At 43.8% G+C, this 23,643-nt stretch carries 17 protein-coding genes and 1 pseudogene; 9 read left to right on the top strand and 9 right to left on the bottom strand.

What is annotated here, in order from left to right:
- The first annotated feature begins 121 nt into the window (after positions 1 to 121).
- From V7K49_RS28520 to V7K49_RS28500, 5 genes are all read left to right on the top strand, one after another.
- Positions 122 to 1,402 (top strand): AmpG family muropeptide MFS transporter, encoded by a 1,281-nt coding sequence (locus V7K49_RS28520; protein WP_334872269.1) that lies wholly within the window; start codon positions 122 to 124, stop codon positions 1,400 to 1,402.
- Between the two features lie 4 nt (positions 1,403 to 1,406).
- Positions 1,407 to 1,814: an ABC transporter permease gene (locus tag V7K49_RS28515; RefSeq protein ID WP_335208617.1), complete on the top strand. Its 408-nt coding sequence runs from the start codon at positions 1,407 to 1,409 to the stop codon at positions 1,812 to 1,814.
- A 105-nt stretch (positions 1,815 to 1,919) separates the two neighbouring features.
- Positions 1,920 to 2,111 carry a hypothetical protein gene (locus V7K49_RS28510; protein WP_273769310.1) on the top strand — a complete coding sequence of 64 codons (192 nt, stop codon included), beginning with the start codon at positions 1,920 to 1,922 and terminating at the stop codon, positions 2,109 to 2,111.
- Between the two features lie 120 nt (positions 2,112 to 2,231).
- Entirely contained in the window at positions 2,232 to 2,759 is a 528-nt protein-coding gene (locus V7K49_RS28505; protein ID WP_335208616.1) for a GNAT family N-acetyltransferase, read from the top strand.
- A gap of 174 nt (positions 2,760 to 2,933) precedes the next feature.
- A complete protein-coding gene (locus tag V7K49_RS28500; protein WP_334725331.1) occupies positions 2,934 to 3,692 on the top strand; it encodes a HEAT repeat domain-containing protein in 759 nt (252 codons plus the stop codon).
- Between the two features lie 233 nt (positions 3,693 to 3,925).
- Here V7K49_RS28500 and V7K49_RS28495 read toward each other — a convergent pair whose 3' ends face one another.
- The 5 genes from V7K49_RS28495 to V7K49_RS28475 all read right to left on the bottom strand — a co-directional run bounded on the left by V7K49_RS28495 (position 3,926) and on the right by V7K49_RS28475 (position 11,409).
- Positions 3,926 to 4,333, bottom strand: coding sequence for a phosphomannose isomerase type II C-terminal cupin domain (locus tag V7K49_RS28495; RefSeq protein ID WP_442948702.1), 408 nt, complete (start codon positions 4,331 to 4,333; stop codon positions 3,926 to 3,928).
- 170 nt (positions 4,334 to 4,503) lie between these two features.
- Positions 4,504 to 5,847: a PQQ-dependent sugar dehydrogenase gene (locus tag V7K49_RS28490; protein ID WP_335208615.1), complete on the bottom strand. Its 1,344-nt coding sequence runs from the start codon at positions 5,845 to 5,847 to the stop codon at positions 4,504 to 4,506.
- 289 nt (positions 5,848 to 6,136) lie between these two features.
- Positions 6,137 to 8,974, bottom strand: a complete 2,838-nt coding sequence (locus tag V7K49_RS28485; protein ID WP_335208614.1) for a family 10 glycosylhydrolase — start codon at positions 8,972 to 8,974, stop codon at positions 6,137 to 6,139.
- A 97-nt stretch (positions 8,975 to 9,071) separates the two neighbouring features.
- Complete coding sequence (locus V7K49_RS28480) at positions 9,072 to 10,412, bottom strand: TIGR03279 family radical SAM protein (RefSeq protein ID WP_334872260.1); 1,341 nt, start codon at positions 10,410 to 10,412, stop codon at positions 9,072 to 9,074.
- Between the two features lie 79 nt (positions 10,413 to 10,491).
- Positions 10,492 to 11,409 (bottom strand): undecaprenyl-diphosphate phosphatase, encoded by a 918-nt coding sequence (locus V7K49_RS28475; protein ID WP_335208613.1) that lies wholly within the window; start codon positions 11,407 to 11,409, stop codon positions 10,492 to 10,494.
- 183 nt (positions 11,410 to 11,592) lie between these two features.
- Here V7K49_RS28475 and V7K49_RS28470 point away from each other — a divergent pair, with 183 nt between their 5' ends.
- From V7K49_RS28470 to nadB, 3 genes are all read left to right on the top strand, one after another.
- Positions 11,593 to 12,372, top strand: coding sequence for a DUF3120 domain-containing protein (locus V7K49_RS28470; protein ID WP_335208612.1), 780 nt, complete (start codon positions 11,593 to 11,595; stop codon positions 12,370 to 12,372).
- 498 nt (positions 12,373 to 12,870) lie between these two features.
- Entirely contained in the window at positions 12,871 to 13,299 is a 429-nt protein-coding gene (psbU, locus tag V7K49_RS28465; RefSeq protein ID WP_273769320.1) for a photosystem II complex extrinsic protein PsbU, read from the top strand.
- Between the two features lie 160 nt (positions 13,300 to 13,459).
- Positions 13,460 to 15,136 (top strand): L-aspartate oxidase, encoded by a 1,677-nt coding sequence (gene nadB, locus V7K49_RS28460; protein WP_334872253.1) that lies wholly within the window; start codon positions 13,460 to 13,462, stop codon positions 15,134 to 15,136.
- Between the two features lie 1,104 nt (positions 15,137 to 16,240).
- On the opposite strand, the gene V7K49_RS28455 is transcribed toward nadB, so the two are convergent.
- The 4 genes and pseudogenes from V7K49_RS28455 to btpA form a co-directional block, all read right to left on the bottom strand.
- Positions 16,241 to 18,436 (bottom strand): CHASE2 domain-containing protein, encoded by a 2,196-nt coding sequence (locus V7K49_RS28455; protein ID WP_335208611.1) that lies wholly within the window; start codon positions 18,434 to 18,436, stop codon positions 16,241 to 16,243.
- Between the two features lie 20 nt (positions 18,437 to 18,456).
- Positions 18,457 to 18,669, bottom strand: a pseudogene (locus tag V7K49_RS28450) (IS630 family transposase); the annotation flags it as partial.
- Positions 18,670 to 19,665: 996 nt separating this feature from the next.
- Positions 19,666 to 20,652, bottom strand: a complete 987-nt coding sequence (locus tag V7K49_RS28445) for a vitamin K epoxide reductase family protein (protein WP_335208610.1) — start codon at positions 20,650 to 20,652, stop codon at positions 19,666 to 19,668.
- Positions 20,653 to 20,800: 148 nt separating this feature from the next.
- The gene (gene btpA / locus V7K49_RS28440; RefSeq protein ID WP_334797729.1) at positions 20,801 to 21,649 is read right to left on the bottom strand and encodes a photosystem I biogenesis protein BtpA; all 849 of its coding nucleotides are present in this window, start codon (positions 21,647 to 21,649) and stop codon (positions 20,801 to 20,803) included.
- A gap of 672 nt (positions 21,650 to 22,321) precedes the next feature.
- Between btpA and rimO the strand changes: the two genes are divergently transcribed.
- The gene (rimO, locus tag V7K49_RS28435; RefSeq protein ID WP_298919489.1) at positions 22,322 to 23,641 is read left to right on the top strand and encodes a 30S ribosomal protein S12 methylthiotransferase RimO; all 1,320 of its coding nucleotides are present in this window, start codon (positions 22,322 to 22,324) and stop codon (positions 23,639 to 23,641) included.
- Positions 23,642 to 23,643 lie beyond the last annotated feature (2 nt).

The raw sequence follows: 23,643 nt of genomic DNA, 5'->3' as shown, positions 1-23,643 counted from the left end.
ATTGCTGATATGTATCTTAAATAAAGAAAATCTTAGCAGGTTTGTGTGCTTACACGAAATTACACAGCAGCTATGGCAAGATAACTGCAATTCAATTAGATAAAAAGGAATCTTCAAGATTGTGGAAGTAAATAAATCGCTGCTACGAATTTTTGGCAGCCCGAAGATGGGAGCTTTGTTATTTCTTGGCTTTTCATCAGGGTTGCCGTTGTATTTAACCAGTCAGACATTACAAGCATGGTTAACCAAAGAAGGAATTAGCTTGGCAGCGATCGCTGCTTTTAGTTTAGTAAAGCTCCCCTATTCTTTAAAATTTCTCTGGTCGCCTTTACTAGATAGATTTGTACCACCCTTTTTGGGGCGGCGTCGAGGTTGGTTAGTAATTATACAAGTAGCATTACTGTTAAGTATAGCTGCAATGGCTCTACAAAACCCATCCCAAGGGCTACAACCTTTAATAATTGCTGCTGTGGCCGTTGCTTTTTTTAGCGCCAGCCAAGACATTTTAGTTGATGCTTACCGCACTGATGTAGTGGAAGTACAAGAAAGAGGTGCGGGAGCATCTATTTACTTATTGGGTTATCGCATTGCGATTCTAGTAACCGGTTACGTTACCCTATTTTTGGCAGACAGAATGCCTTGGCAAGCTGTTTACTTGTTGATGTCGCTGTTGATGGTCGTAGGCGTGGTAAGTTCTATTTTTGCACCAGAACCAGTCCTACGCGATCGCCCGCCTCAGACTTTATCTGCCGCTGTCCAATTACCCTTCATTGAATTTTTTCAGCGTCATGGCTGGCTCCAAGGGCTTTTAATCCTAATATTCATTGTGATCTACAAGTTGGGGGATTCTTTACTAAAGAATGTATCCACCCCATTTTTGTTAGATAAAGGCTTACATTTCACTCAAACCGACATAGCATTTCCTGGTGCATTGGGAATTTTCGCCACTATTGTTGGCACCTTGGCAGCAGGAGCAATAATGACCAAAATTGGTGTTAATCGCTCGCTCTGGATATTCGCCATCCTGCAAGCTGTCGGCAACTTGGCTTTCTTTGCGTTGGCAGTAGTAGGTAAAAACTTCTATCTAATGTTAGCTGCCGTTAATATAGAACAATTCTGTGCTGGTCTAGAAACTGCTGCTTTTGTAGCGTTTTTGATGAGTCTTTGTAATCAAAGCTTTTCAGCTACACAGTACGCCTTACTTTCCAGCTTGCAGGCTTTTAGTAGAGATATTCTCACGGCTCCAGCAGGTACATGGGCACAAGCCACCGGCTGGTCTACATTCTTTCTACTGACAGCAATAGCTGCTTTGCCGGGATTACTATTATTGCCATTCTTTGCCCCTTGGAATCAAAAGCCAGTGGTAGTATTATCCAGACCAGGATTTGAGGAAGAAGAATAGATATATGGGGAATCAAGTAGTTATTGCTGTCGGCACATTTATTCTCTTACTCACTGGTTTATTACTTGGCTATGTTCTCTCGCAGTTAGTTCTGGGATTTCTGGCATTTAACCTCCTAACTTTTTTCGGAACACTCAGCCTAATTTTAATTTTTGGTACACTTTATTACGTTTTATTTTGGCAGTTGCGGAGAGAGCAGTCCCGGCCATCAACTATAAATGAAAGGATACCAAGCCAGGTAGAGGAGGGTTCATCTGATAGCTATCTCAAAAACAGGCTAATCGCTAAGTTATCCGGTGATACCGTCGCTGCCGAAAGGTTAATTGAACAGGCAAAGGAGACTTATCCTGGGATGCCGGAGAATTGGTATTGCGAAAGAGTTCTTGATGACTTGGAGCGCGATAGCCGATAATCTGTTATTTTCCATGCCCGGAAAATCGCTAAAATAAATCAAGAATACTTCACAAATCTTCAGCTAGGTTCTCATAAAAGTGCCGAGCTTGTTTGCAATCTAAATATGGCTATATTTCGTCAGTACATCGCCCCCTTGCTAGCAGTATTAGTATTTTTCTTTGCCCTAGTGGCAGTCAGCGCCCGGATCTTTTTACCCTCTGATATGGCAGCACCTGCACCAATTGAAGAGGTGGGGATAAGTTCTCAACCGACTCCTGCTAATTTGCCACCAGCAGCATATAACTCAGCTAGCTAAGGGACTTCTAGTAAAAAAACATCCCATTGTAGGGGCGCTTGGCCTTGCGCCCCTACAAATGTACAAATAATTTTGGATAATTTATTTTTTGTCAGTCCCTAAGTACAATAAACATCAGCAGTGTCTGAGCAACTACTACCGGGGTATATTATTCGCCGTGGCTCCGCTTTGGATCGGGCGCTGCTGCTTAAATTTATGCAGCGAACTTACCAGGATCTTTTTCCCAAAGAGGATTTTTCTCACCTAGAACAAACAGTTAGGCAATACTTTTCTAGTGATACGCCCTTGTGGTGGGTCGATTTTTTGGGTGAGGGAGTGAAGGGAAATGAGGGAGCATCTACCTTGTCCCCTTCATCCCACTCCCCCACTTCCCCTATAGCCTGCCTTTGGGTGGGCAATGCCATAGATCAAGTGCAGGGTAATCGTCATGCTCATATCTTTATCCTCTACGTTGTGCCAGAACATCGGCGGCGAGGTATTGGTACAGCCTTAATGCGATATGTAGAAAATTGGGCTATTCAAAGAGGCGATCGCCAGATTGGCTTGCAAGTGTTTCAATCAAACAAACCCGCATTAAATCTTTACAATCAGTTAGGTTATCAAACCCAATCCCTGTGGATGGTAAAATTCCTGAGTGCAGAAAAATAAACTAGAGGATAGCAATAATATACTTTAGCGTCTGAGTTATAACGGTTCTCGTTTGGATAAAGCTTAACGAGGGAGAATGGAAAGTGGATAATAACGCAACTAATATATATAAGGCTTTAACTTCTTGGCACATCGCGTTATGTGTTAATCCCAAAAAGGGATTCAAATGAAATTATGTATGACGAAGACGATCTAAGCCTACTTGATATTGAGCAGGAACTAGAAAGCCCCTTAGATAAAATAGAGCCGCTAACTACCGAATCAGTTGTGGCGAAGCCTGATCCAGAAGTGATACTAGCCCTGCTGACAAATCCCCAGCCCCAGCAACGAATGTTAGCGGCGCGTGCTTTTTCTGATATTGAAGATGCGCGGGCTATCCCCCATCTGATTCGCCTGTTAACTGATACCTGTCCCTTAGTGCGGGTGAGTGCAGCCTACGGCCTTGGACGCAATCCTAGTTCAGAAGCAGTGAGTCCGTTAATTGCTCAACTAAACAATGATTGGAATGGCTATGTGCGTAAAGGCGTTGTTTGGGCTTTAGGAAACTGTCGCGATCGCCGTTCTTTAGCGCCCCTAGCAGACGCCTTAAGAACTGACATTTCCGCAGTACGTTTGTGGGCTGCTAGCGCCTTAGCACAGATGGCAGAAGTGGGTTATGAAGCAGTTATAGGGGCAATGCCACCATTAATTGAAGCCTTAGTCCAAGACCCCGTGGCAGCAGTGCGGAGTAACAGTGCTTGGGCAATTGGTCAACTGTGCCGCGAACTCCCTTCTAATGTAGTTTATGCCACAGCGATCGATGCCCTAATTCAAGCCTTTGCTGAAGATCAAGATTTAGGAGTCCGGGAAGACGCGAAAGCCTCACTGTTAGGAGTGGGTGATCCCCGTGGCTTGCAGCTGATTGAAACCCTGGAACAAGAAGGGTGGTTTTGATTGGGCAATTCAATTTTGGATTTTGGATTTTGGATTAAATTTCAATTCTTTAATCCAAAGTCGTTCGACTGAGCGACTTGCCTTGAGCGTACCCCTGCGGGGAAGCAAGCTAGCAAGAGCGTCTCTAAGAATTGCCGACTTGTGCCGAGCGTACCCCTTCGGGGAAGCAAGCTACGCGTAGCGTCTCGTAGAGAACCCGAGGTAAAGGAGCCGAAGTCTAAAATCTAAAATTCTTACTGACCTTCAGCTCCAGGTTTGACCAAATTTAAGTCATAAGGACGCTCAGTATCATCCTCACCCAAATACTCACCATTTTGAATTTCCAGAATAACTAGCGGAATATGTCCAGGATTTTCTACTTTATGTAGTGTTGCTGCGGGGACATAAGTTGACTCATTTCGATTCAGTAATATTTCCGCATCGCCACAAGTCACCTTGGCTACACCGGAGACTACAACCCAATGTTCATTGCGGTGATAATGGATTTGTGGTTTAATGCCGTGCCTGGGCTTGATTTCAACACGACTAATTCTATAGGTTTCTCCCTCTTCGATCAGCTCCACCTCACCCCAGTATCGTGTACCTGAATGGGGAGAGAATTCGTTGATATTTGACTGAGTATTATTTTCATTCTGAATCATAACTAATTTCTCAACCAGATGATTATGAGTATTTTTAAGTAATCTAGCGTAAAGGCAATAAACCTGCGAAGGAAATGGTCACAGCATCTCTATTGATCACAACTGCTCTAAGTTGCCCCCAGGGAATAGATTTTACTCCTGAATTTTTGAATGCGTGAATTTTGAATTGTTTAACTCCCCGTATACTGAATTCTATAAATCCGATTATTGGTTTCTTCTGTTAGTAGTAGACTGCCATCTGGCAACACGAGTAAACCTACAGGTCGTCCCCAAGTGGTTGGTACAGAAGGATTTAGCAAAAATCCTGTGAGAAAATCTTCGTAGTAGCCTTGCGATCGCCCTTTAGCATCGAAAGGAACAAATACAATTTTATAACCGGTGCCGCGATCGCGGTTCCAAGAACCACGAAAAGCAGCAAAGGCACCGTTGCGGTATTTTTTTGGAAATGTTTTACCATCATAAAACTGCAAACCCAATGCTGCTGAGTGCGCCTGGAACAGCACATCTGGCGTTTGGGTACGGGCTGCTAAATCGGGGCGTTTACTTTTACCATCCGTTTTTTGACGAGGATCAAGGTTGTTTGGCGTCAGATAGGCATAGGGCCAGCCGTAAAATTTCCCCTGTTGAACGCGTGTCAGATAGTCTGGAACCAAGTCATCACCGATTCCATCCCGTTCGTTAACAGTGGCGTAAAGTTGCTTAGTGATCGGGTGAAAGTCTAACCCCACAGGATTACGCAAGCCGGAAGCGAAAGTCTGCTGCTGGGAACCATCTAAATTCATCACCTGTATCGAAGCCCGTGGTAGGGGTTCTTCATCCACATTGGTTCCTGAACCAACTGAAACATATAATTTCTTGCCATTGGGCGAGACAACGACATTGCGCGTCCAATGGTTGTTATAACCTTTAGCAGGCAAGTCGGCGATTTTTTTTCCCTTACCTGTAATCTTGTTTTGACCTTGAGTATAGGGAAAACGCACCACAGCGTCTGTGTTCCCTAGAAAAAAGGAATTACCTGCAAAAGCCATCCCAAAGGGTCTATTGAGTCCGTTGTCCCTACTAGCAAAGGTTTCTCGAACATCGGCTACGCCGTCACCGTTGCTGTCACGCAACAGACGAATCCGATTTTGCTCGGTTTCAGTCACTAGAACATCACCACTGGGGGTTAAAGCTAGCCAGCGTGGGGCATCTAGACCTTCGGCAAAGACGTTAACTGTAAAGCCTGGTGGCACGCGCAGCACCGGATTTTGCGGAATGGGCACAACCTCAGGTCGCTTGGAGGCACTTTCTGTTGCGAAGGGTGCTGGTAAATTCTTCAGATTGATCCGGATGGGTGTGGGTGAAAGTGCTTCAGTTCGGACAAGATTTTTTGGCTGTGTCGGATTCTGTGTCAGTTGGGCAGAAGGTACAGATGCTTGCGACGTGGGATTATCTAAGGAGGCGCGAGTCTGGTTACAGGCTACTGCAAAGGTCAGTAAAAAAACTGGCAGCAAGAAACGCCCAGAGACTTTCATGATTGCAGACACTATACACAATTTTCATATTCTAGACTTTATACTTAATAATTGTCTTGTCGCCATTCTAAAGTCCGATTTTTCTTAATTAGTCAACTTACGCAAAAATCGCCAAAAAGCTTAATTTAGCGTAGACACGTAGTGGCTTGCCGCAGGCTACCGCCATCTCTGCGAGAGGCTTCCGCCAACGCGCAGCATCTTGTAGAGAAGATTCGCGGAGCGTCTCGTTAAAGAAGAGCGCGAAGAATCAATCGTAGAGGGTGCGTAAGTCCTAAACTTGCCTCCTTCACTAAGGACGCAACTGCACCCGCCGTTCCCCATAGCGCAATAGCCTTTCTATAGTTACAAGCCGATTTTCCCAAACTTTGACTTGATAGGAATTTGACTTAAGCTCTTGACTCATCAATACCCGAAATTGAGACTGGAACCGAGTTAGAGAGGCTCTAGCCACTACTAACTTACTAGCAGAAGGGGAAACGGCAAGCTGATTTAAAGCACTGCGTAAAACTTCTGCTTGGTTGTTAAAATCTGATATTGTCTGAGCAGTCTTTTGTAGTTGGTGATTTTGGAAAACAAATTTCCATTCCCGTTGCAGCGCGGTGTAACGGATGGCGGCAGTTTGAAAAGGTTGGCGGTGAGGAATCGGTTCACTTGTTGTAGATTGAACCCTACCTTGGGTGCTAATAAAGAGTTTTTCTAGCTCGTTGTTAAAATTCTCTGCGGCAAAAAGTGCATAACCACTAACTGGCAAGTCCCTTACCAACTGGAGTTGATCGAACGCTCCAATTGTTGGCAAAGAAAGTAAGCGAATTCCCGGTACTAACAATGTAGCTCCCAATTGTTTAGAGGCGATCCAGGGTTGGGCTAATCGTTGGAAGCGCGAAGTATCCAGAGCATAAGTCATCGGAACGATTAAATCTACATCTCCCCGCCTTGCCCAAATTTCCCAGTTTTGTTGAATTTTCTGTATCCGCTCTAGTTGTGGCAGAGGAAAGACTGCAACCGACAAAATCAAATTCGGTCGTTTTTGTCGCAATTGCTGTGAAACTTGGGCAACAAAGCTATCTACTTGCTCGGTGCGAAATGTCGTCCACTTTTGCCACAAGTCTGGTTGGCTGGGGGAAATATTTATCGGATCTACACCAGTAAGTTGCTGAAACTGTGCTCTTGCAGCTTTGCCATAGCCGTAGGTTCGACCTGCTGATGGGTCTTGAAAGGGGTAGCGAATGTAGTCTAACTGTAGACCATCCACGTCATAGCGAGTAACGATTTCCTCGTACAGCTTGAGTAAGTACTGCCGCACTTCGGGGTTGGCTGGGTCAAAGAATGGCTTAGTCTGACCAATCGGAATCATGTTGCCAAGATTATCGTAGTTTGCCCAATCGGGATGAGCCGCCAATACTGGCCCTGGATAATTAAGATTAACGTTGATAATCTGATTGTGGCGTTGATTACCAGCAGCAAAAGTCCAAACCCAAGCGTGTAATTCCATGTCTCGCTCATGGGCTAATTTCACCGCATCTGCTAATGGGTCCCATCCACGAATTAATGGGTTTTGCTCTTTTGCCACTTGGCTGGGATAAATGGTATAGCCAGCATTAACAGTTTCAAAGAAAACGGTATTAATCCCAGCTTGGGCTAGGCGATCAAAAATCTGGGCTAGTCCCGCCTTGCTACCAGCACGGACAATCGTCCCCCGATCTAACCAAACTGCTCTGATTTCCGGTTGAGCCAGCCTTTGATCAACGGGAAACTGCTGCCACAAAATCGTCTTCGCTACCAGCCACTGCTGACGAGCTAGAGCGTAGTTTTTTTGGGCAATCAATTGGGGTAAGTTTTTAGCAATTACCCTTACCTGTACCAAGGCTTGGTCTTTACTTATGCCTAGTCCCCCCAATTTAGTTGACGCCAATTGTGTCGGCTGCTGCTTGATAGATTGGGGGGTGTAGGTGTGTAGATGCCTAGAGGACTGCTTGTCGTCAGATATCGCAACACCTTCATTAGCTGCATCAGCTGACACGGCTAAATTAGCGCTTTCCACCCGACCAATTAGATTTTCTAGCTCTTGCTGGAGAGCGATCGCTTCATTGTTGTCAATCGGCTCATTGGAGTTAGGTGCAACATCTAGACGTACCGCTTGTTCCAACTGATCAATAGCCTCAGAATTTGAGGGTTTGACTGTAGTCAGCCCTCTAGGGATGGGAGCAGTGGCAGTTTTAGGAGGAGTGGGAGATGACGGAGATGAACTGCCCCCCTGCGCCCCTGCCCCCCGGTCACTGAGCGTAGCCGTTCGCGCAGCGTCTCGTAGAGAAGTGCTGCCCCCTTGCTCCCTTGGCGCAGCCGCCACCGTTGTAGAACAGTTTTGGGAACCTCCTGCTATTTTTTTCATGCGATTCGATGGTGGTAGCGCTGTCAAATAGTGATTGAGAGCAGCTTTTAACCAGGCATTATCTAACCCGGCTGCTGAGGCTGCATCTGTTCCCCAGCGCCAGCCCAAAAGGGTGGAACGCTCAGTTGTCACTACAGCAGCAGGATTATCTTTGGAATTCCAAACAGCAGCAGATTCAGTGCCCATATCATTAGGAATTACAACGCCGCCGCGGACTTTGCCAAAGAGTTGAGTTTGATTTGCCCATTCAGGGATATTGGTTTTTGTGGGTTTGATCTGTTCTGTGTCACTGAGGCTGAATCCCCAATAACCTCCCAAAAGCGATCGCAATAACTGCCGCACTCCTGGCGCTGATAGATTACCTACGGGGCCACTGGCAATCAAGCGCCCTCCTTTACTCATCCATTCTTCGAGAGCGATCGCTTGGGTTGGTGTTAATGTCTCAACATTTGGCAAAAATAATACCCGGCGATCGCCCCAATCTGCCACACTCCTGACATCAGTTAGGGGAATTACACAATATTTCACCCCTATTGCCTGTAAGCGGTCAGTTATCCCTGTCCATTGATTTGCATTTTCTTGGCTATGGACTACGCTCAATACAGGTTCTTCAGTCGCCGCTGTTACTGGCAAAATACTAAAACTATTTAAGATTAAAATATTAAAAATTAAAATGAAGAATCCGGCTTTCTTTATTTGTAAATTAGCCTTTTCATGATCCTTTTCCCGATTCTTCACTACTGACTCCTGAGTGGATTAGTTATTAGGCATTACTTCTTATTTATCATCCAGCATAACAATAAATTACCTCCGAAAAACAACTGATCTTTGATAACTAAAGCTGAACAGAATTGAAAATACATGTTTTGATTAAATCTTCAACTCCTGCTACTGGAAAAATTTTTGTATTTAGTTGTCCAGCTAATTCCTCAATACTCAGATCATCTAAAAACACTAATTCACCATTTTTTAACATGACATTCGGTAGTAAAATACCATCACCTAAATCTTGCCCTTCTAAATTTAAAAGCAAATCATGACCAGTTAGTAATCCGGTTACACTGATAGTCTGTCCCCAATAATCACTACATAAAGCACGCATATTGACTTCTAAACCTTCAACAAAATTTAAGCGTTTCAAAATTGGTTGAAATGCTTTTTCTACGGCGTTGCCCACTACCCAAGTGAATTTTCTTTGAGGATATACTTTTGGCGGGAGTAATTCTGCTGCAACGGTGGCAAATTGCTTGAGAAATAATTGAATCGAACCAACTCCGTTATCAATTTGGGGATATTCTTCATATTCAGATTCGCTGGGTAATTCCTCACCTGCAATCAAAAACCACTCATCGGCTAACCAAACAACGCTGGAAGCTAATTGTTGACGAAATTGCCGCGAGAGTCTTTGCACTTGGGAAATCACTTCTTTTGCTTTTTCCTTAGTTACGGATGTCAGTTCGTCTTCTGAAGGCCGAAACCGTGTCAACCCGACTGGCACAACTGCCACCGATGCCACCGCAGGCACTTCACCAGTATGAAAGGACGTTAAATCCTTGAGAGTTTGTTCCAGATGTTTGCCATCATTTATACCAGGACAAACAACCACTTGAGCATGTATTTGTAGTCGCCTTTTTTGAAACCACTTGAGTTGTTGCAAGATTTGTCCCGCACGCGGATTTTTTAGCAGTCGAATTCTGACTTGGGCCTCCGTCGCATGAACAGAAACATACAACGGAGACAAGCGCATTTGCTCAATCCGCTGCCATTCTCTTTCTGGCAAATTGGTTAGGGTAAGATAAGAGCCGTACAAAAAGCTCAGACGGTAATCATCGTCTTTCAAGTACAAGCTGGTGCGCTTACCTGGTGGCTGTTGGTCGATAAAGCAAAATGGACAGCGATTATTGCACTGAATTAAGCCATCAAATAGGGCAGTTTCAAATTCTAGCCCCAAGTCTTGGTCATAATCTTTTTCAATTTCTAGGCTATGCGTTTTACCGGTAGCATCTAAAACTTCTAATTCTAAAACTTCATCAGCACACAAAAACTGATAATCAATTAAATCGCGGGGACGTGTACCATTGATAGCAACGATCGCATCCCCAGCCTCAAAGCCAATCTCTGCGGCTATTGAGTCTGGTAGAACCTTAGTAATTCGGGCAGGATGAATTGTAGTCATAGGGCATGGAGCAAGTGGCGTCATTGGGCATTCATCGTCTGGTTTGGAGAAATCACAAATGATAAATGACCAATGAGTATTAACTATTTTTCAACAATCCAGCCGCGATCGCACTGAGGATTACCGATCCAAATGCCAAACGATACCAGACAAATATCCATGTGTTCTTAGTTTGAAGATATCGCAACAACCAGGCGATCGATAAATAAGAAAATGCAAACGCTGATAATGTCCCTACTCCCACCACTAGCAAGTCAATTTTGCCCAGTGCTTCTTTAAAAAATTCATATAAGGTGGCAATAGTCAGGGTGGGAATTCCTAAGAGAAAGGAAAATCTTGCTGCTGTCTGCCTCTCCAGCCCCAGAAATAAGGCGGTTGTTAAAGTTGAGCCAGAACGAGACGCACCTGGTACTAAAGCCAGCATCTGACCTAATCCGATCAGCAGTCCATCTAGAATGGTTATGTCTTTAAAATCTCGCTTGCGACTGCCCAATTTTTCAGATGCACCTAGTAACAGTGCCATCACAATAGAAGCCACAGCTATGGTAGTCATGCTGTTAATCTCCGAATTTTGATTATTTAGTGCCTTCTTCAGCAGAAATCCCCCCACTAGAGCAGGCAAGGTTCCTATTGCTATTCCTACTAATAATCTCCATTCTTCTCGCTGCCAGTCTTTTTCTTGAAAAGCCGCCCAGCCTCCACTTAAAACTTGAGCAATAATTAGTCGAAAATAGATCAAGACGGCAATCACACTGCCAAATTGAATCGTCGCTAGAAAAGCTTTCGACCCCAATTCTTCCCAGTGGAACGCCTTGGTGAACACTTGTAGATGAGCAGTACTGCTAATGGGCAGAAATTCTGTGATCCCTTGGACAATCCCCAGAATAAATGCCTCAAGCAGTTGCTGTATCAAGTTCACTTCAGTTGCCGACCCTCCCACCTGTAACAGTTGCGAGAAGAGTAAATTCATCCCGCCCACTTCTAAGATTGTCACCATTAACTAGACTCCTAAAATGGATGCGTACTTTTACGAATTATCCAACTTTACGTTGTTGTACTCAGTTTTTCCGGGTGACATCGAACCTTGATAAAATTTAGATCCAATCAAAATCCCCCCTATGGGGATTTTTAGATGTGATATCTTAAGTAAGATAAAGTTTAGTAACAAATATTAAAAACTTTGATAAATAATACACTGTCCTCCTACAGTGCTTCTACCCCTTCTATTGATACCGACTTGGATTTAGCTGATCTTGGGCAGAAGGGGATCAGGCAATTAGAATCTACACTCTCCTTTTCTCCCTCTCTCCCCTTATCTATTTCTGCCCGACAAACTTGGTTAATGTTTGCGGCGGCGGTGTTTTTGGTAACAGTACCAGTATTTGTAGAAGCGCCTATAGTGCGATCGCTACCAAGTCTAAGTTTAGCGCTGACAGCATTTTGGGTGTGGCTAAGTTTTACCTTAATGTCACGGACTGCAACTTACGTATGGGGAGATTTGCTCTTAGGATTTAGCTGGAGTTGGTTAGCAGGAGCGATTTACTGGGGCTGGTTACGTTGGGAACCTTTATGGCATCTGCCAGTAGAATCTATAGGCTTACCGCTTGCTTGCTGGTGTCTGGCGAAGAATTGGGGTAAGGTGGGTAGCTGGTTTTATTTAGGTTCTTTACTCGGTACAGTTTTAACAGATGTATATTTTTATCTAGCAGACTTGATGCCCTATTGGCGGCAAATCATGAGAGTAGATGCAGATGGCGCACCACAAATCTTACAAAATGCCCTAATGCAAGTACAAACGCCTTGGGGACAAGCTTGGGCAATAATTCTCGCCTTAGTACTGTTAACAGTCGGAATTTTACCTTTAGGTCGAAATCAAAGACACTGGTATGCCTTTAGTGGCGCAGTTTTAAGCACAATTTTGGTAGACAGCCTATTTTTGTTAGCTGCGATCGCAGCCTAAATATTCAAAAATTGGGTAATATCAAAACCGAAACTTTTTCCAGCCCAATCTACGGCACATCAAAAATGATGCTGTAGATGATTTATTAGTTAAGAAATATTACATAACAATCCATCAGCATCAAGTCTTCTTGCTAGGGTTTTCGGTATTAGACATCGCCCGGTTTCATGTCTGCTTGGGAGGTAGAATCAGCCATCCCGAAAAGATTTCGTCTAGCTGGGAATGCTACCAGGATCATGGATGGAATACTATTGCAGCTATGCAGGCACTCTTACCACTATGAAAATTTTTGGCAAAAGTAGAGTCAAACCCAGTAACGGCAAATATTGTGGATATTAATCCGCTGTATATTAGTTTCTGATGACTGCTGTGTTGATTAAGCTATCAGGTTTTGTCCAAAGTCCAATTGTCTTTGGCACTCTGACTAATGACTAATGACCGCTGACGCCTGTTAGCTTAAAACTTTTATTTCTGTTTGATGGAAAGAGGTAGAAAATCGTGAAAGGATTGGTGCGTTTATTAACAGTGTTTAGTTTGTTACTTAGTTGCTGGGGATGGTTGGGAACAACTCAAATAGCCCAAGCTGCTAGTTTCAACAGTTTTGCTTTTCCTCAAGTCCCAATTCTGGCAATTCAGCGGCAGAATCGGGCAGACGCGAAGCTAGGAACGGAATTTGGTAAAAAAATTGATTTAAATAATACCAACGTCCGAGCTTTTCAACAGTATCCAGGGCTTTATCCCACCCTGGCTAAGAAAATCATCACGAATGCTCCCTACCAAAAAGTAGAGGATGTATTGGATCTTCCAGGATTGAGCGATCGCCAAAAAGAAACCTTGCAAGCCAACTTCGATAAATTCACCGTGACAGAACTAGAGCCTGCCTTCAACGAGGGAGACGATCGCTTTAACAACGGCATCTACAGATAACTGCACCTTGCAGTTAATGTAGCAAATAGCAGCCCACTCCTGATTCTAGGGAGTGGGATCCGATTACGAGTTAGGAGTTAGGAGTTAAAAATTCTAAACTCCTCACTCCTCACTCCTCACTCCTCACTCCTAACTCCTCACTTCTAACTCCCCCATTACCTTGCCTCAGATAGATATTCCTAGCCAATTTGATGTCTTAGTAGTCGGTGCTGGTGCGGCTGGACTATACACAGCGCTGTGTCTACCAGAGTCCTTGCGAGTCGGCTTGATTACCAAAGAAACTGTTGCTTTGTCCGCCAGTGATTGGGCGCAAGGTGGCATTGCCGCAGCCGTTTCCCCGGAAGATTCTCCGACGCTGCACATTGAAGATACGATCCGGGCAGGTGCGGGTTTATGCGATCGCACCGCTGTAGAATTTCTCGCCCAACTTGCCCCTAACTGTATTCAATCCTTAGTTAACTTGGGGGTTGCTTTTGATCGTCATGGTCAAGCCTTGGCTTTAACTTTAGAAGCTGCCCATTCTCGCAACCGCGTTTTGCACGCCGCTGACACCACAGGGAGGGAAGTTACCACTACCCTCACCGCCCAAGTATTACGTCGCCAGAATATTCAAGTCATTCAGCAAGCTTTGGCTTTAAGTTTGTGGATCGAACCCGAAAGTGGTCGCTGTCAGGGAATAAGCCTGTTTTATCAAGGTGAAATCACATGGGTAAGAGCTGGTGCTGTGGTATTGGCAACTGGCGGCGGCGGTCAGGTATTTGCCCAAACCACTAACCCGGCTGTGAGTACGGGTGATGGGGTAGCGATCGCAGCTCGGGCTGGGGCGATCCTCCGCGATTTGGAATTTGTGCAATTTCACCCCACTGCCCTGACTAAACCTGGTGCCGATCGCTTTCTGATTAGCGAAGCTGTACGCGGCGAGGGGGCACACCTTGTGGATAACGAAGGGCGGCGTTTTGCCTTTGACTATCACCCGGCGGGTGAACTCGCACCCAGAGATGTGGTCAGTAGAGCAATTTTCAGCCATTTACAACGTACCGCCGTTGATCTGGCGACTGCCCATGTGTGGTTGGATATGCGCCCCATCCCCGCCGACAAGATTCGTCACCGCTTTCCCAACATCATCAAAGTTTGTCAGCATTGGGGCATTGATGTCTTCCATGAACCAATTCCTGTGGCCCCTGCTGCCCATTACTGGATGGGCGGGATTGTCGCGGATCTGATGAATCGCACGAATATTAAGAGTTTGTACGCGGTGGGTGAAACCGCTAGTACCGGGGTGCATGGGGCAAATCGCCTTGCCAGTAATTCCCTACTGGAATGTATTGTGTTTGGGGCGCAGATGGGCCAGATTGAGTTGGAAAATATTGGGTTGCCGTCAGAAACACCAGTGCTGCCATTACGGAAATTTAGTGCTGATGTTAGTGAGTGGCACATCCAGCAAGCACAGCTAGAAGCACTCAGGGAAAAGTTACCACGTCTAGTGTGGGAAAGTGCTGGTATTTGTCGGGAGCAATCAGGGTTGGAAACTGCGATCGCCACTATTGAATCTTGGCAGCAAGATTTCGCGGCTTTACATTTAAGTCAATTCTTGCTTGCTTTACGTCCCGCAGAACCAGCTAGTTTTGACTTACCAGATGTTGAACGGCAATTAGGACTTTGGGCAGAAACCCGCAATTTATTAGATGTGGCTGATTTAATTCTCAAAAGTGCTGTTTTTAGAACCGAAAGCCGAGGCGGACACTACCGTTTAGATTATTCTCAACCAGACCCAAATTGGCAAGTTCACACACTTGTACAAACACATCATTGGTGGAAATCTTCACTATTGTCTTGATTGAAGTTTTGATAACAGGCTTTTAATTCCTTATCCTGTGGTCGCTGCGCCAGGGACGGGTGATGCTCCTACATCGTTACTACTAGTCCCCCCATGCTCTATAACTCGCTAGCACTATTGCTATCAGCGGGTGCCGCTACCATGCTGACTGTCGGGACCACCATAATTTGGTGGGATATATATGTCTTTTAAATTTTGAGAATTGACCTTGGGAGCGATTAAAACTTTGCTGCTAGTAGCGGGCAAAGTATTAGCACTTGCACTGCTGAAAATACATGTGTAAGTGGCAATTTTAGGTAGTAGGATATAAGCACTTATGCACAATATGATAAACTTTGTAATTCGGAAGTTAGTTTTCATAAATTTCAGTAAAATTACTAATTTTTAATTTCAAAACGTATTTTTTCTGGTCTATCGTATATTTACTTACTTTTTTGTAAAAAGATTTCAACTTTATTAAATTCTTATACTTACTGTACAAATCATGGTGGTATCTACTTGTAGTTAAAAATTAATCTGCTGGTATTAAATAGTTTTGATACTTAATTGGTATTCTTAAATATACTGTTTTTACATCAGTCTAAAGTTAGATATGTTGATTAATCCCTATGAGAATTTCGCCTAAATCACTATTTTATTAATAGTATCTTCATGTTCATCAGTATAAACACTATGTTTTTCAAAAAACGTAGCTCATAAAAATATCAAAAAATACTTATTTCTTCGTAGAGTTTGAATTTAATTACAGTAAAGATAAAACAACGAAATTTCCAGATTACAAGAATTTTAAAAACGTTTGAACTATAAAACACCGTAATAAACCGAGTAAATATAAGTATATTTTTTGAAATTAAAAATAATTTTAAAATTAAGCTAGTTTCCTAATTACCCTAATTCCTTTCCTACCTATGTTCTTAGGTTTAGTCTTTAGGTAAAAAAGTCTTGCTAGGTCTCCATGTTGATTGCCTAAAAAGCCATTTCTAGGCATATACGCAATGCTTTTTCAAGACAGTGGCTTGAACGTGTTTCAAGTCCACATTCCTAATTTTAGGGTAAAAATATTGACTAAAGTGAGAAAAGTCTGGGGGCTTGACTCTTGACTAATTAAGCAAACTCGTAGCGATTTTTACCCAGACGCTTGGCACGATACATTGCTGCATCTGCTTGTTTTATCAAAGTTTCACTGTCTTGACTGTTGTATGGGTAGACACTAATGCCAATACTGGCAGAGACTCGGATTGCATCGCCGTCTACAACAATTGGCTTGATAATACTGCTTAAAATTTTTTCAGCGACTTTAGCAGCTATTTGGACATTAGGAATTGCCCGTAAAATTACAGTAAATTCATCGCCACCCAAACGAGAAACTGTATCACTAGCGCGTAAAGATTTGCTGAGTCGTTCAGCGATAGTCATTAGCAAGCGATCGCCTGTCTCGTGCCCCAGAGTATCATTGACTTGCTTAAAGCCATCTAAATCAATAAACAACACTCCTAGCAACAAGTTGCCGTGTTGCGCCCCATGTAATGACTCGTAAAGTTGTTCGGCAAAAAATTTGCGATTGGATAGACCAGTCAGGGGATCGTGATATGCTAAATAACGCAAGTTGTCTTGTTTGAGTTTTAATTCATTGTTAGAGCGGAATAGTTCATCAGCGGTACGCTTGAGATGTTCTTCCATGAGTTTGCGCTGAGTAATATCTCGGATGACCCCAACTAAAAATAAATTGCCAGCTGCGTCTTTGTGAAGCGATCGCTTAGTGGCAATTTGATGAGTCTGACCATCTGCATTTGTAAATTCTTCTTCATGTTCCTGGGGTTGCTGAGTCTGGAAAACAAGATCATCCTGTTGTCGAAACACATCGGCTTCATGTTTAGGGAAAAAGTCATAGTCTGACTTTTCAATTAACAACTTATTCGGATAACCGATAAATCGACAATACGCCTCATTTAAAACAATCCACTGATGTTGTTCATTTTTCACAAAAATTGGATCAGGAATGGTGTTGATTACGTGATGCAAAAATTCTTTGGAACGTTTCCACTCTTCCTGCATGTGGGCAATATGACTGGTTATCCAAATAGCTGAACTGCCAAAGCTAAACAGTGAGGGAATAATCGGTATCCACCAACCATACAAGAAAGCAAGGTACGCACTCAGAGTTAATACAAAACAAGAAACTGGGATACTGAGCAGGTTCCTAGTTGCGTGTCGTATCCGCCATGTCGTCATGGCTCCCAGATAAGACCAGATAAAAATCCATAAGTATTCCGCTAAGTCAGGCCAGACTTTGAGTAAGGGTCGTCCTTGCAGAGCAGCGGAGATTAACTCACTAATAAAATAAGCTTGCAGTTGAATACCAGGTACAGGCTTTGCCGTACCCATCAGACTGCTGGAGTAGGGAATAAATACAAAATCCTGGAGACTGGGTGCAGTGGAGCCAATGAGTATAATTCGATCTTTAATTAAGTTTTCTTTGACTTTACCTGCCAGTACATCTTTCATCGATACCTGGCGAAAACTATAAAATTCTCCAGATGAACTTTGACATTTGGGTTTGGGAAAATTGGTCAAAATTTGGTAGCCTTTATCATCAGCTCCGACATAAGCACCATCATTAGCCTGAAAACGAGTAAATACTGCCTTACCCAATTGCAAATACTCAGGGTTGCTTTTTGCTTTGCTGGGAGTAATATTTTCTGAGTTTAAATACAATAAAGCCAACTTCAGGGCAAAACTTTCGTGTAACTGATTATCAACGTGCCAATACAACAAGCTGCGACGGACTTTACCATCAGAGTCAAACAGCACGTTGTTAAAGCCTACTTGATTCTGATTTAGTCCCAGTGGAGGTAAAACACTAACGTTTTTGTCATTTGCTAGTTGTTCAATACCAATCAAGTTGGGCATTGACTTATAAGCATTAGGCAGTTCTTGATTAACAGGCTTTACTGGCAAATTTCGGTAGATATCTAAGCCAATAGCACGGGGTTTGTGGACGTTTAATTTTTGCAACAGCTGGGCAATCTTTATATCTGGAATCGGCCAACCTACTTCGTTTAAATAAGCCTCATCAATCACTACGATAGTAATACGATCTTCTGGCGGTTCATTTGGACGTAAGCGAAAAAATTGATCCAAAGCTGCCAACTCCAAAGATTGCAATAATCCGATGGAGTGCAAAAGCAGGACGCAGACTGCAACGCTGGCGGCAGTAATTAACTCCCTGTGTCCTCGACGAAGCGATTGTTTCAGTTCAAAGATTAACTTCACACAATGCTTGCCTAGCTGCTGATTCATTCCCATTACCTAGTAGTCTGTCAAGAACTAATTGACGGATAAAGGCGCTTCAATTTAATCCGGGGATCTTCGGTAGGAAATTGCCAATCTACTTCACAAAAGAGTTCATTTCTGTGTTTTTCCCAGGCAGTGATTTCCTGTTTCAAAACCTCTTTGTGAGCAATACGTCAATCAAGGCATTGTCTGTTTAAAACGCTCAACTCAATTTCAGCCATATTCAACCAACTTCCATATATTGAGGCCAATTATCTGACCAAACGGCAACTGGGACTTTTGTGGCTATCAGCACAGATTAATAATATTGTTGAAAGTGAGTTCAGTGAATTTAACGCCCAAAGCCTTGTCTGGTAAAGCTTACTCAATTAGATTCCCACATTTGTGAGCAATTATGTATTTTACTTAGAATTACAGTAACTTTCAACAGACAAACCTTTGGATTCGGCGCTGACATGATTACATACAAAAATGGCTCCCAAGTCCTGTAAAAATAAATCAAAGTATACGTTATTTTCGAGTAAATATACTTGATTAATGTTTTTTAGCTTAAGAGGATGTTTGAAAAGTCGTAAAGTATACTAAAAACCCCAGTTCCATTCCTCTCCCCGTTGGCGTCAGCCTGCCGTTAGGCAAGCAAAGAGAGGCTTTGAAATCCCTATTAGCTCATAGGCTTGCTCAGGGGGTTAGTTTTGGGAGGTTTTAATGTTAATAACAATACTTTTCAAACATCGTCTTAGAGGATGTTTGAAAAGGGTCGGCTTGAGCCTCAAGTGCGACTCAGAGGTGCGATCTCAAATCCCAGAACTCCGATTCTCTCGTAGCAGTTTCTCGGTAGCCAGGGTAGTAAAACACACGCTTGAGGACTTTTCAAACATCCTCTAAGGTGTTTACAGATAAAAGCCGCTGGAAAATTGGGAAAAAGCGTATTGGACAAGACCTCTTATCTATTACCAAAAATAAAAAAGCCAACCGGAAACAAACTTTGCTGTATTCATCCAGTTGACTACGAATTTTAGATAAAAGATTTTTTGGTTCATGCCCCGCCCCGGACTTCGTCCCGCTACGCTAACGTGGGCGGAACAAATCCAAAATTCTCAATTTAAAATTCGGCTTGCCCCATACCCTTGTGGTCGGGGTCAATCCAAAATCGTTAATCCAAAATCCAAAATTGATTGACTATGGGGTGCGAACTACACGGTACCGCTAGGTCGGTGCAGGCTTCTTCAAGGCAATTACTTGAAATACTTGAAGTTACGGGGGCCTGTGTAACCAGAAACTTTCGCTAGTTCCTCTAAGTTTTGGACTCCGCTATAGTTTTTACCATTGATCATCCAAGTGGGGAAGCCTTCAATTTTTGCGGCTTTACACAGTTCTATTTGAGCTTTGAGTCCATCGGCAGCGCACTCTACCTTAACATCATTATTAATTATTTCCTCGGCTTCTTTACCAAAAAGCAGCTTTTGTTCATGGCAGTGAGGACACCAGTAAGCACTGTATTCCTTCGCGCCTACCTTTGCCAGATGGCGAGCTAGGGCTATTTCTGCCTCACCAGAAGTAGTGGTAACTTCCCAACCGAACGCTGGGTTAGGGTCTCCTTTGGAAGTAAAGGTAATTTTTGTGGGTTGTCCAGAAGTTCCAGGTGTAACATCTGATTGATTCACGCCAGCATAGACGCCTAAAGTGCTAATCAGCGTCACCATCCCCACAATAATGGCGGTAAAGAAGATTTGCCCAATATCCTCCCAAGTCCGACCGATAATTGTCAGTACCAAAAGACTAAGAGAAAACAAAGCTGAACCGATACAGTAAGGACAAGTGGCTTTGATTTGAAATGCCAGCAGGTACATTAAGTAGCCACTAAAGACAGACATAGCGATCGCTCCAGCCAGCAGCAGCAACCAGGTCAAGTTTTCTAAGTTCGAGCGCGGCTGTTTATTTTGCTCTCGGTTAACTGCCAAGGGAGCCAAAGCCAGTACTACCATACTGGTATATGCTAAAAACCCAAACAAGGCTAATGGCTGGCCAAAAACTGTTGCCCAAGCACTGGAAAGCACATCATTACAGCCTTTCACACCAGCCTGTGCCACACAAGCTGCACTGTTTCCTGTTAACTTTTCTATGGTGAGATAACCTGTTGTCAGGGCACCACATCCAGCGATCGCGGCAATCAATGGCCGCGACCATCTATGAATCCAAGGAGTAGAACGGCGGCGAATCATAAACTGCTATTGGGGATTGAAGATTGGTAAAAGTTAGGAGTTAAGAGTTAAGAGTGAGGAGTGAAAAGTTAAGAATAAGGAGTTAGGAACAATTAATTTAAAACTCATAACTCATAACTCCTAACTTCTAACTCTCTTTCGCCACTCCCTAAGAATGTAACTTCACTTGTTCTGCTGATTTGCTTTCACCTTTGGAGTTCCAATTGCGACGTGCGGCTTCCACAAATTGGCTGACGCGAATTGGGTCTATTGGTTGCTCTATGCGTCCGTGACGTTTCAGGGAACTGGAAACTATTACACCATCTGCTGACTGCATCAATGTATCAATATTTTCCCAATTGGCCCCACTACCGATGAACACTGGCGTGCCAGCTGCTGCATCACAAGCTAGTTCCAAATCTTCTAAGTTAGGAGGGCTACCAGTAGCCCAGCCTGACAAAATCACCCCGTCTGCTAAACCCCTTTCAATGGTGTCTTTCACGGCGACTGTGAGATTTGGAGAACTCAAAGGACGGGCGTGCTTCACCAACACATCGGCCAGGATTTTAACATCAGAGCCTAACTCCCGTCGATAGCGGAGTAGTTGATAGGCTTCTCCCTCAATTAATCCCTGGTCGGTTGCCATCACCCCTGTGAGAACGTTGACACGGATGAATTGCGCTTGTACACAGCTAGCGATCGCCATTGCACTTTTGGCGTCGTTTCGCAAAACATTTAAGCCTATAGGCAAAGGCACCAAATTTTGTATCCGCTGCACCACAATGGTCATGGCACTCACAACCACTGGATCAACTTGGTTTTTGGTAAACGGCGCATCGAAAAAATTCTCCACGATCAGTCCATCAACCCCTCCGCTTGCCAGGGCTGCGGCTTCTTGTTCGGCGCGGTCAATCACCGTTTTTAGGCTACCTCCCCAACGAGGTGAGGTCGGCAGTGGTAGTAGGTGAACCACGCCAATAATCGGTGAGCGAGTTTTAAATAGTTGATATAAGTCCACGTCTTTAATCCGCCTCGCAAAGTCCAGAGTCCACAATTTTTTGACTATTGACTATATGACCCTTGACTCTTGACTTCTCATTAACTAGTCAAATGTGTTTTATGATAGTCGGTTTCCTGCCTCCTTCCTCAGATTGAAATTGGCATCAAACCTCCCATAAGATATGTTAAGATAAAACTTGGCTACAAGAGGAGTTTGCCACTCACTAGACGCGAGGCAGCTTTCCGTGGTTTAGGCGTCTGGTCCGCGCACTGTCGTAGGACTTGCCAATCGCCAGGGTAGCATTACTGCTTTATAGGCGTAGTCGCTTTCGTCGATTTCCCTGAGGGTAGCGACTTCTCACAACAAGCCCTTTGGGCGGCTTCCCGATGGGTAGGTTAACAACGCACACGCTGCGGTAATGTAAAATACCAATAGGCGAATTGTTAAAAAAGATTACGAGTGTCAAATGTACCCAAAGACACTTCAATTTACCCTGGGGAACAGATTGATAGGAATATCATAACATGACCTCTATTTTTATTTATTGATAGGGTTATGAGTCCACAGACAGTTGTTGACAGTGGGAATTTGCCACTGCACTGTTTTCATGAGGATGCTGATAGCAAAAAAGCAAAGTTAGCACTGGAATGTTTGACTACAAGAAGAAAAAAATGAAGATTTTTTCAAAATATGGGTGACAAGCCAACAATTGCCATTTCTCACTTGGGCTGCGAGAAAAATCGAATTGATACAGAACACATGCTGGGAATGCTCGTAGAAGCAGGCTACGGTGTAGATACAAATGAAGAATTAGCAGATTACGTTATTGTTAATACCTGTAGTTTTATTGAAGCAGCGAGACTTGAATCTGTCAGAACTTTGGTAGAACTGGCAGAGGCAAACAAAAAAATTGTCATCACTGGCTGTATGGCGCAACACTTCCAGGAACAACTTTTGGAGGAGTTGCCCGAAGCAGTAGCGGTGGTGGGTACAGGCGATTATCACAAAATTGTAAATGTAATTGAGCGTGTAGAACAAGGTGAGCGGGTCAAACAGGTTAGTATCGAACCAACCTACATTGCCGACGAAACTACACCACGCTATCGCACGACAACGGAGGGCGTAGCTTACCTACGGGTTGCAGAAGGATGTGATTATCGTTGTGCATTTTGTATAATTCCTCATCTTCGAGGAAACCAGCGATCGCGTACTATTGAATCTATAGTCGCCGAAGCGGAGCAGTTAGTTAGTCAAGGGGTAAAGGAAATTATTCTAATTTCCCAAATCACCACTAATTACGGTTTGGATATTTACGGTAAGCCAAAGTTAGCCGAATTACTTCGCGCTTTGGGGAAAGTAGATATACCGTGGATCAGAATGCATTACGCTTATCCCACGGGACTGACCCCAGATGTGATAGCAGCGATCCAAGAAACACCCAACGTCTTGCCTTACCTGGATTTGCCCTTGCAGCATTCTCATCCAGATATTCTCCGCGCCATGAACCGTCCTTGGCAAGGACGGGTAAATGATGGGATTATAGATCGCATCAAAACGGCGCTACCAACAGCCGTACTGCGGACAACATTTATTGTTGGTTTCCCAGGAGAAACAAGCGAGAATTTTGAGCATCTACTAGAGTTCGTCCAGCGGCATGAATTCGACCATGTTGGTGTCTTCACCTTTTCCTCTGAGGAAGGAACCCCAGCTTACAAGCTACCAAATCAGTTGCCCCAACTGGTGATGGACGAGCGCCGATACCAACTTATGGAACTCCAGCAACCGATTTCTCAAAAGAAAAATCAACAGGAAGTAGGCAAAATCGTTGATGTCCTGATTGAGCAAGAAAATCCTGAAAGTGGTGAATTAATCGGTCGTTCAGGTAGATTTTCCCCAGAGGTTGATGGTCTGGTGTATGTCAAAGGCCAGGCAAAGTTAGGAACCATCGTGCCAATAGCGATTCACCACGCTGATACATACGACCTCTATGGTCAAGTAGTCAATAACTAAAT

It is taken from the genome of Nostoc sp. (assembly GCF_036919675.1).
Taxonomy (GTDB): domain Bacteria; phylum Cyanobacteriota; class Cyanobacteriia; order Cyanobacteriales; family Nostocaceae; genus Nostoc.
This window is presented reverse-complemented; position numbering and strand designations above follow the sequence as displayed.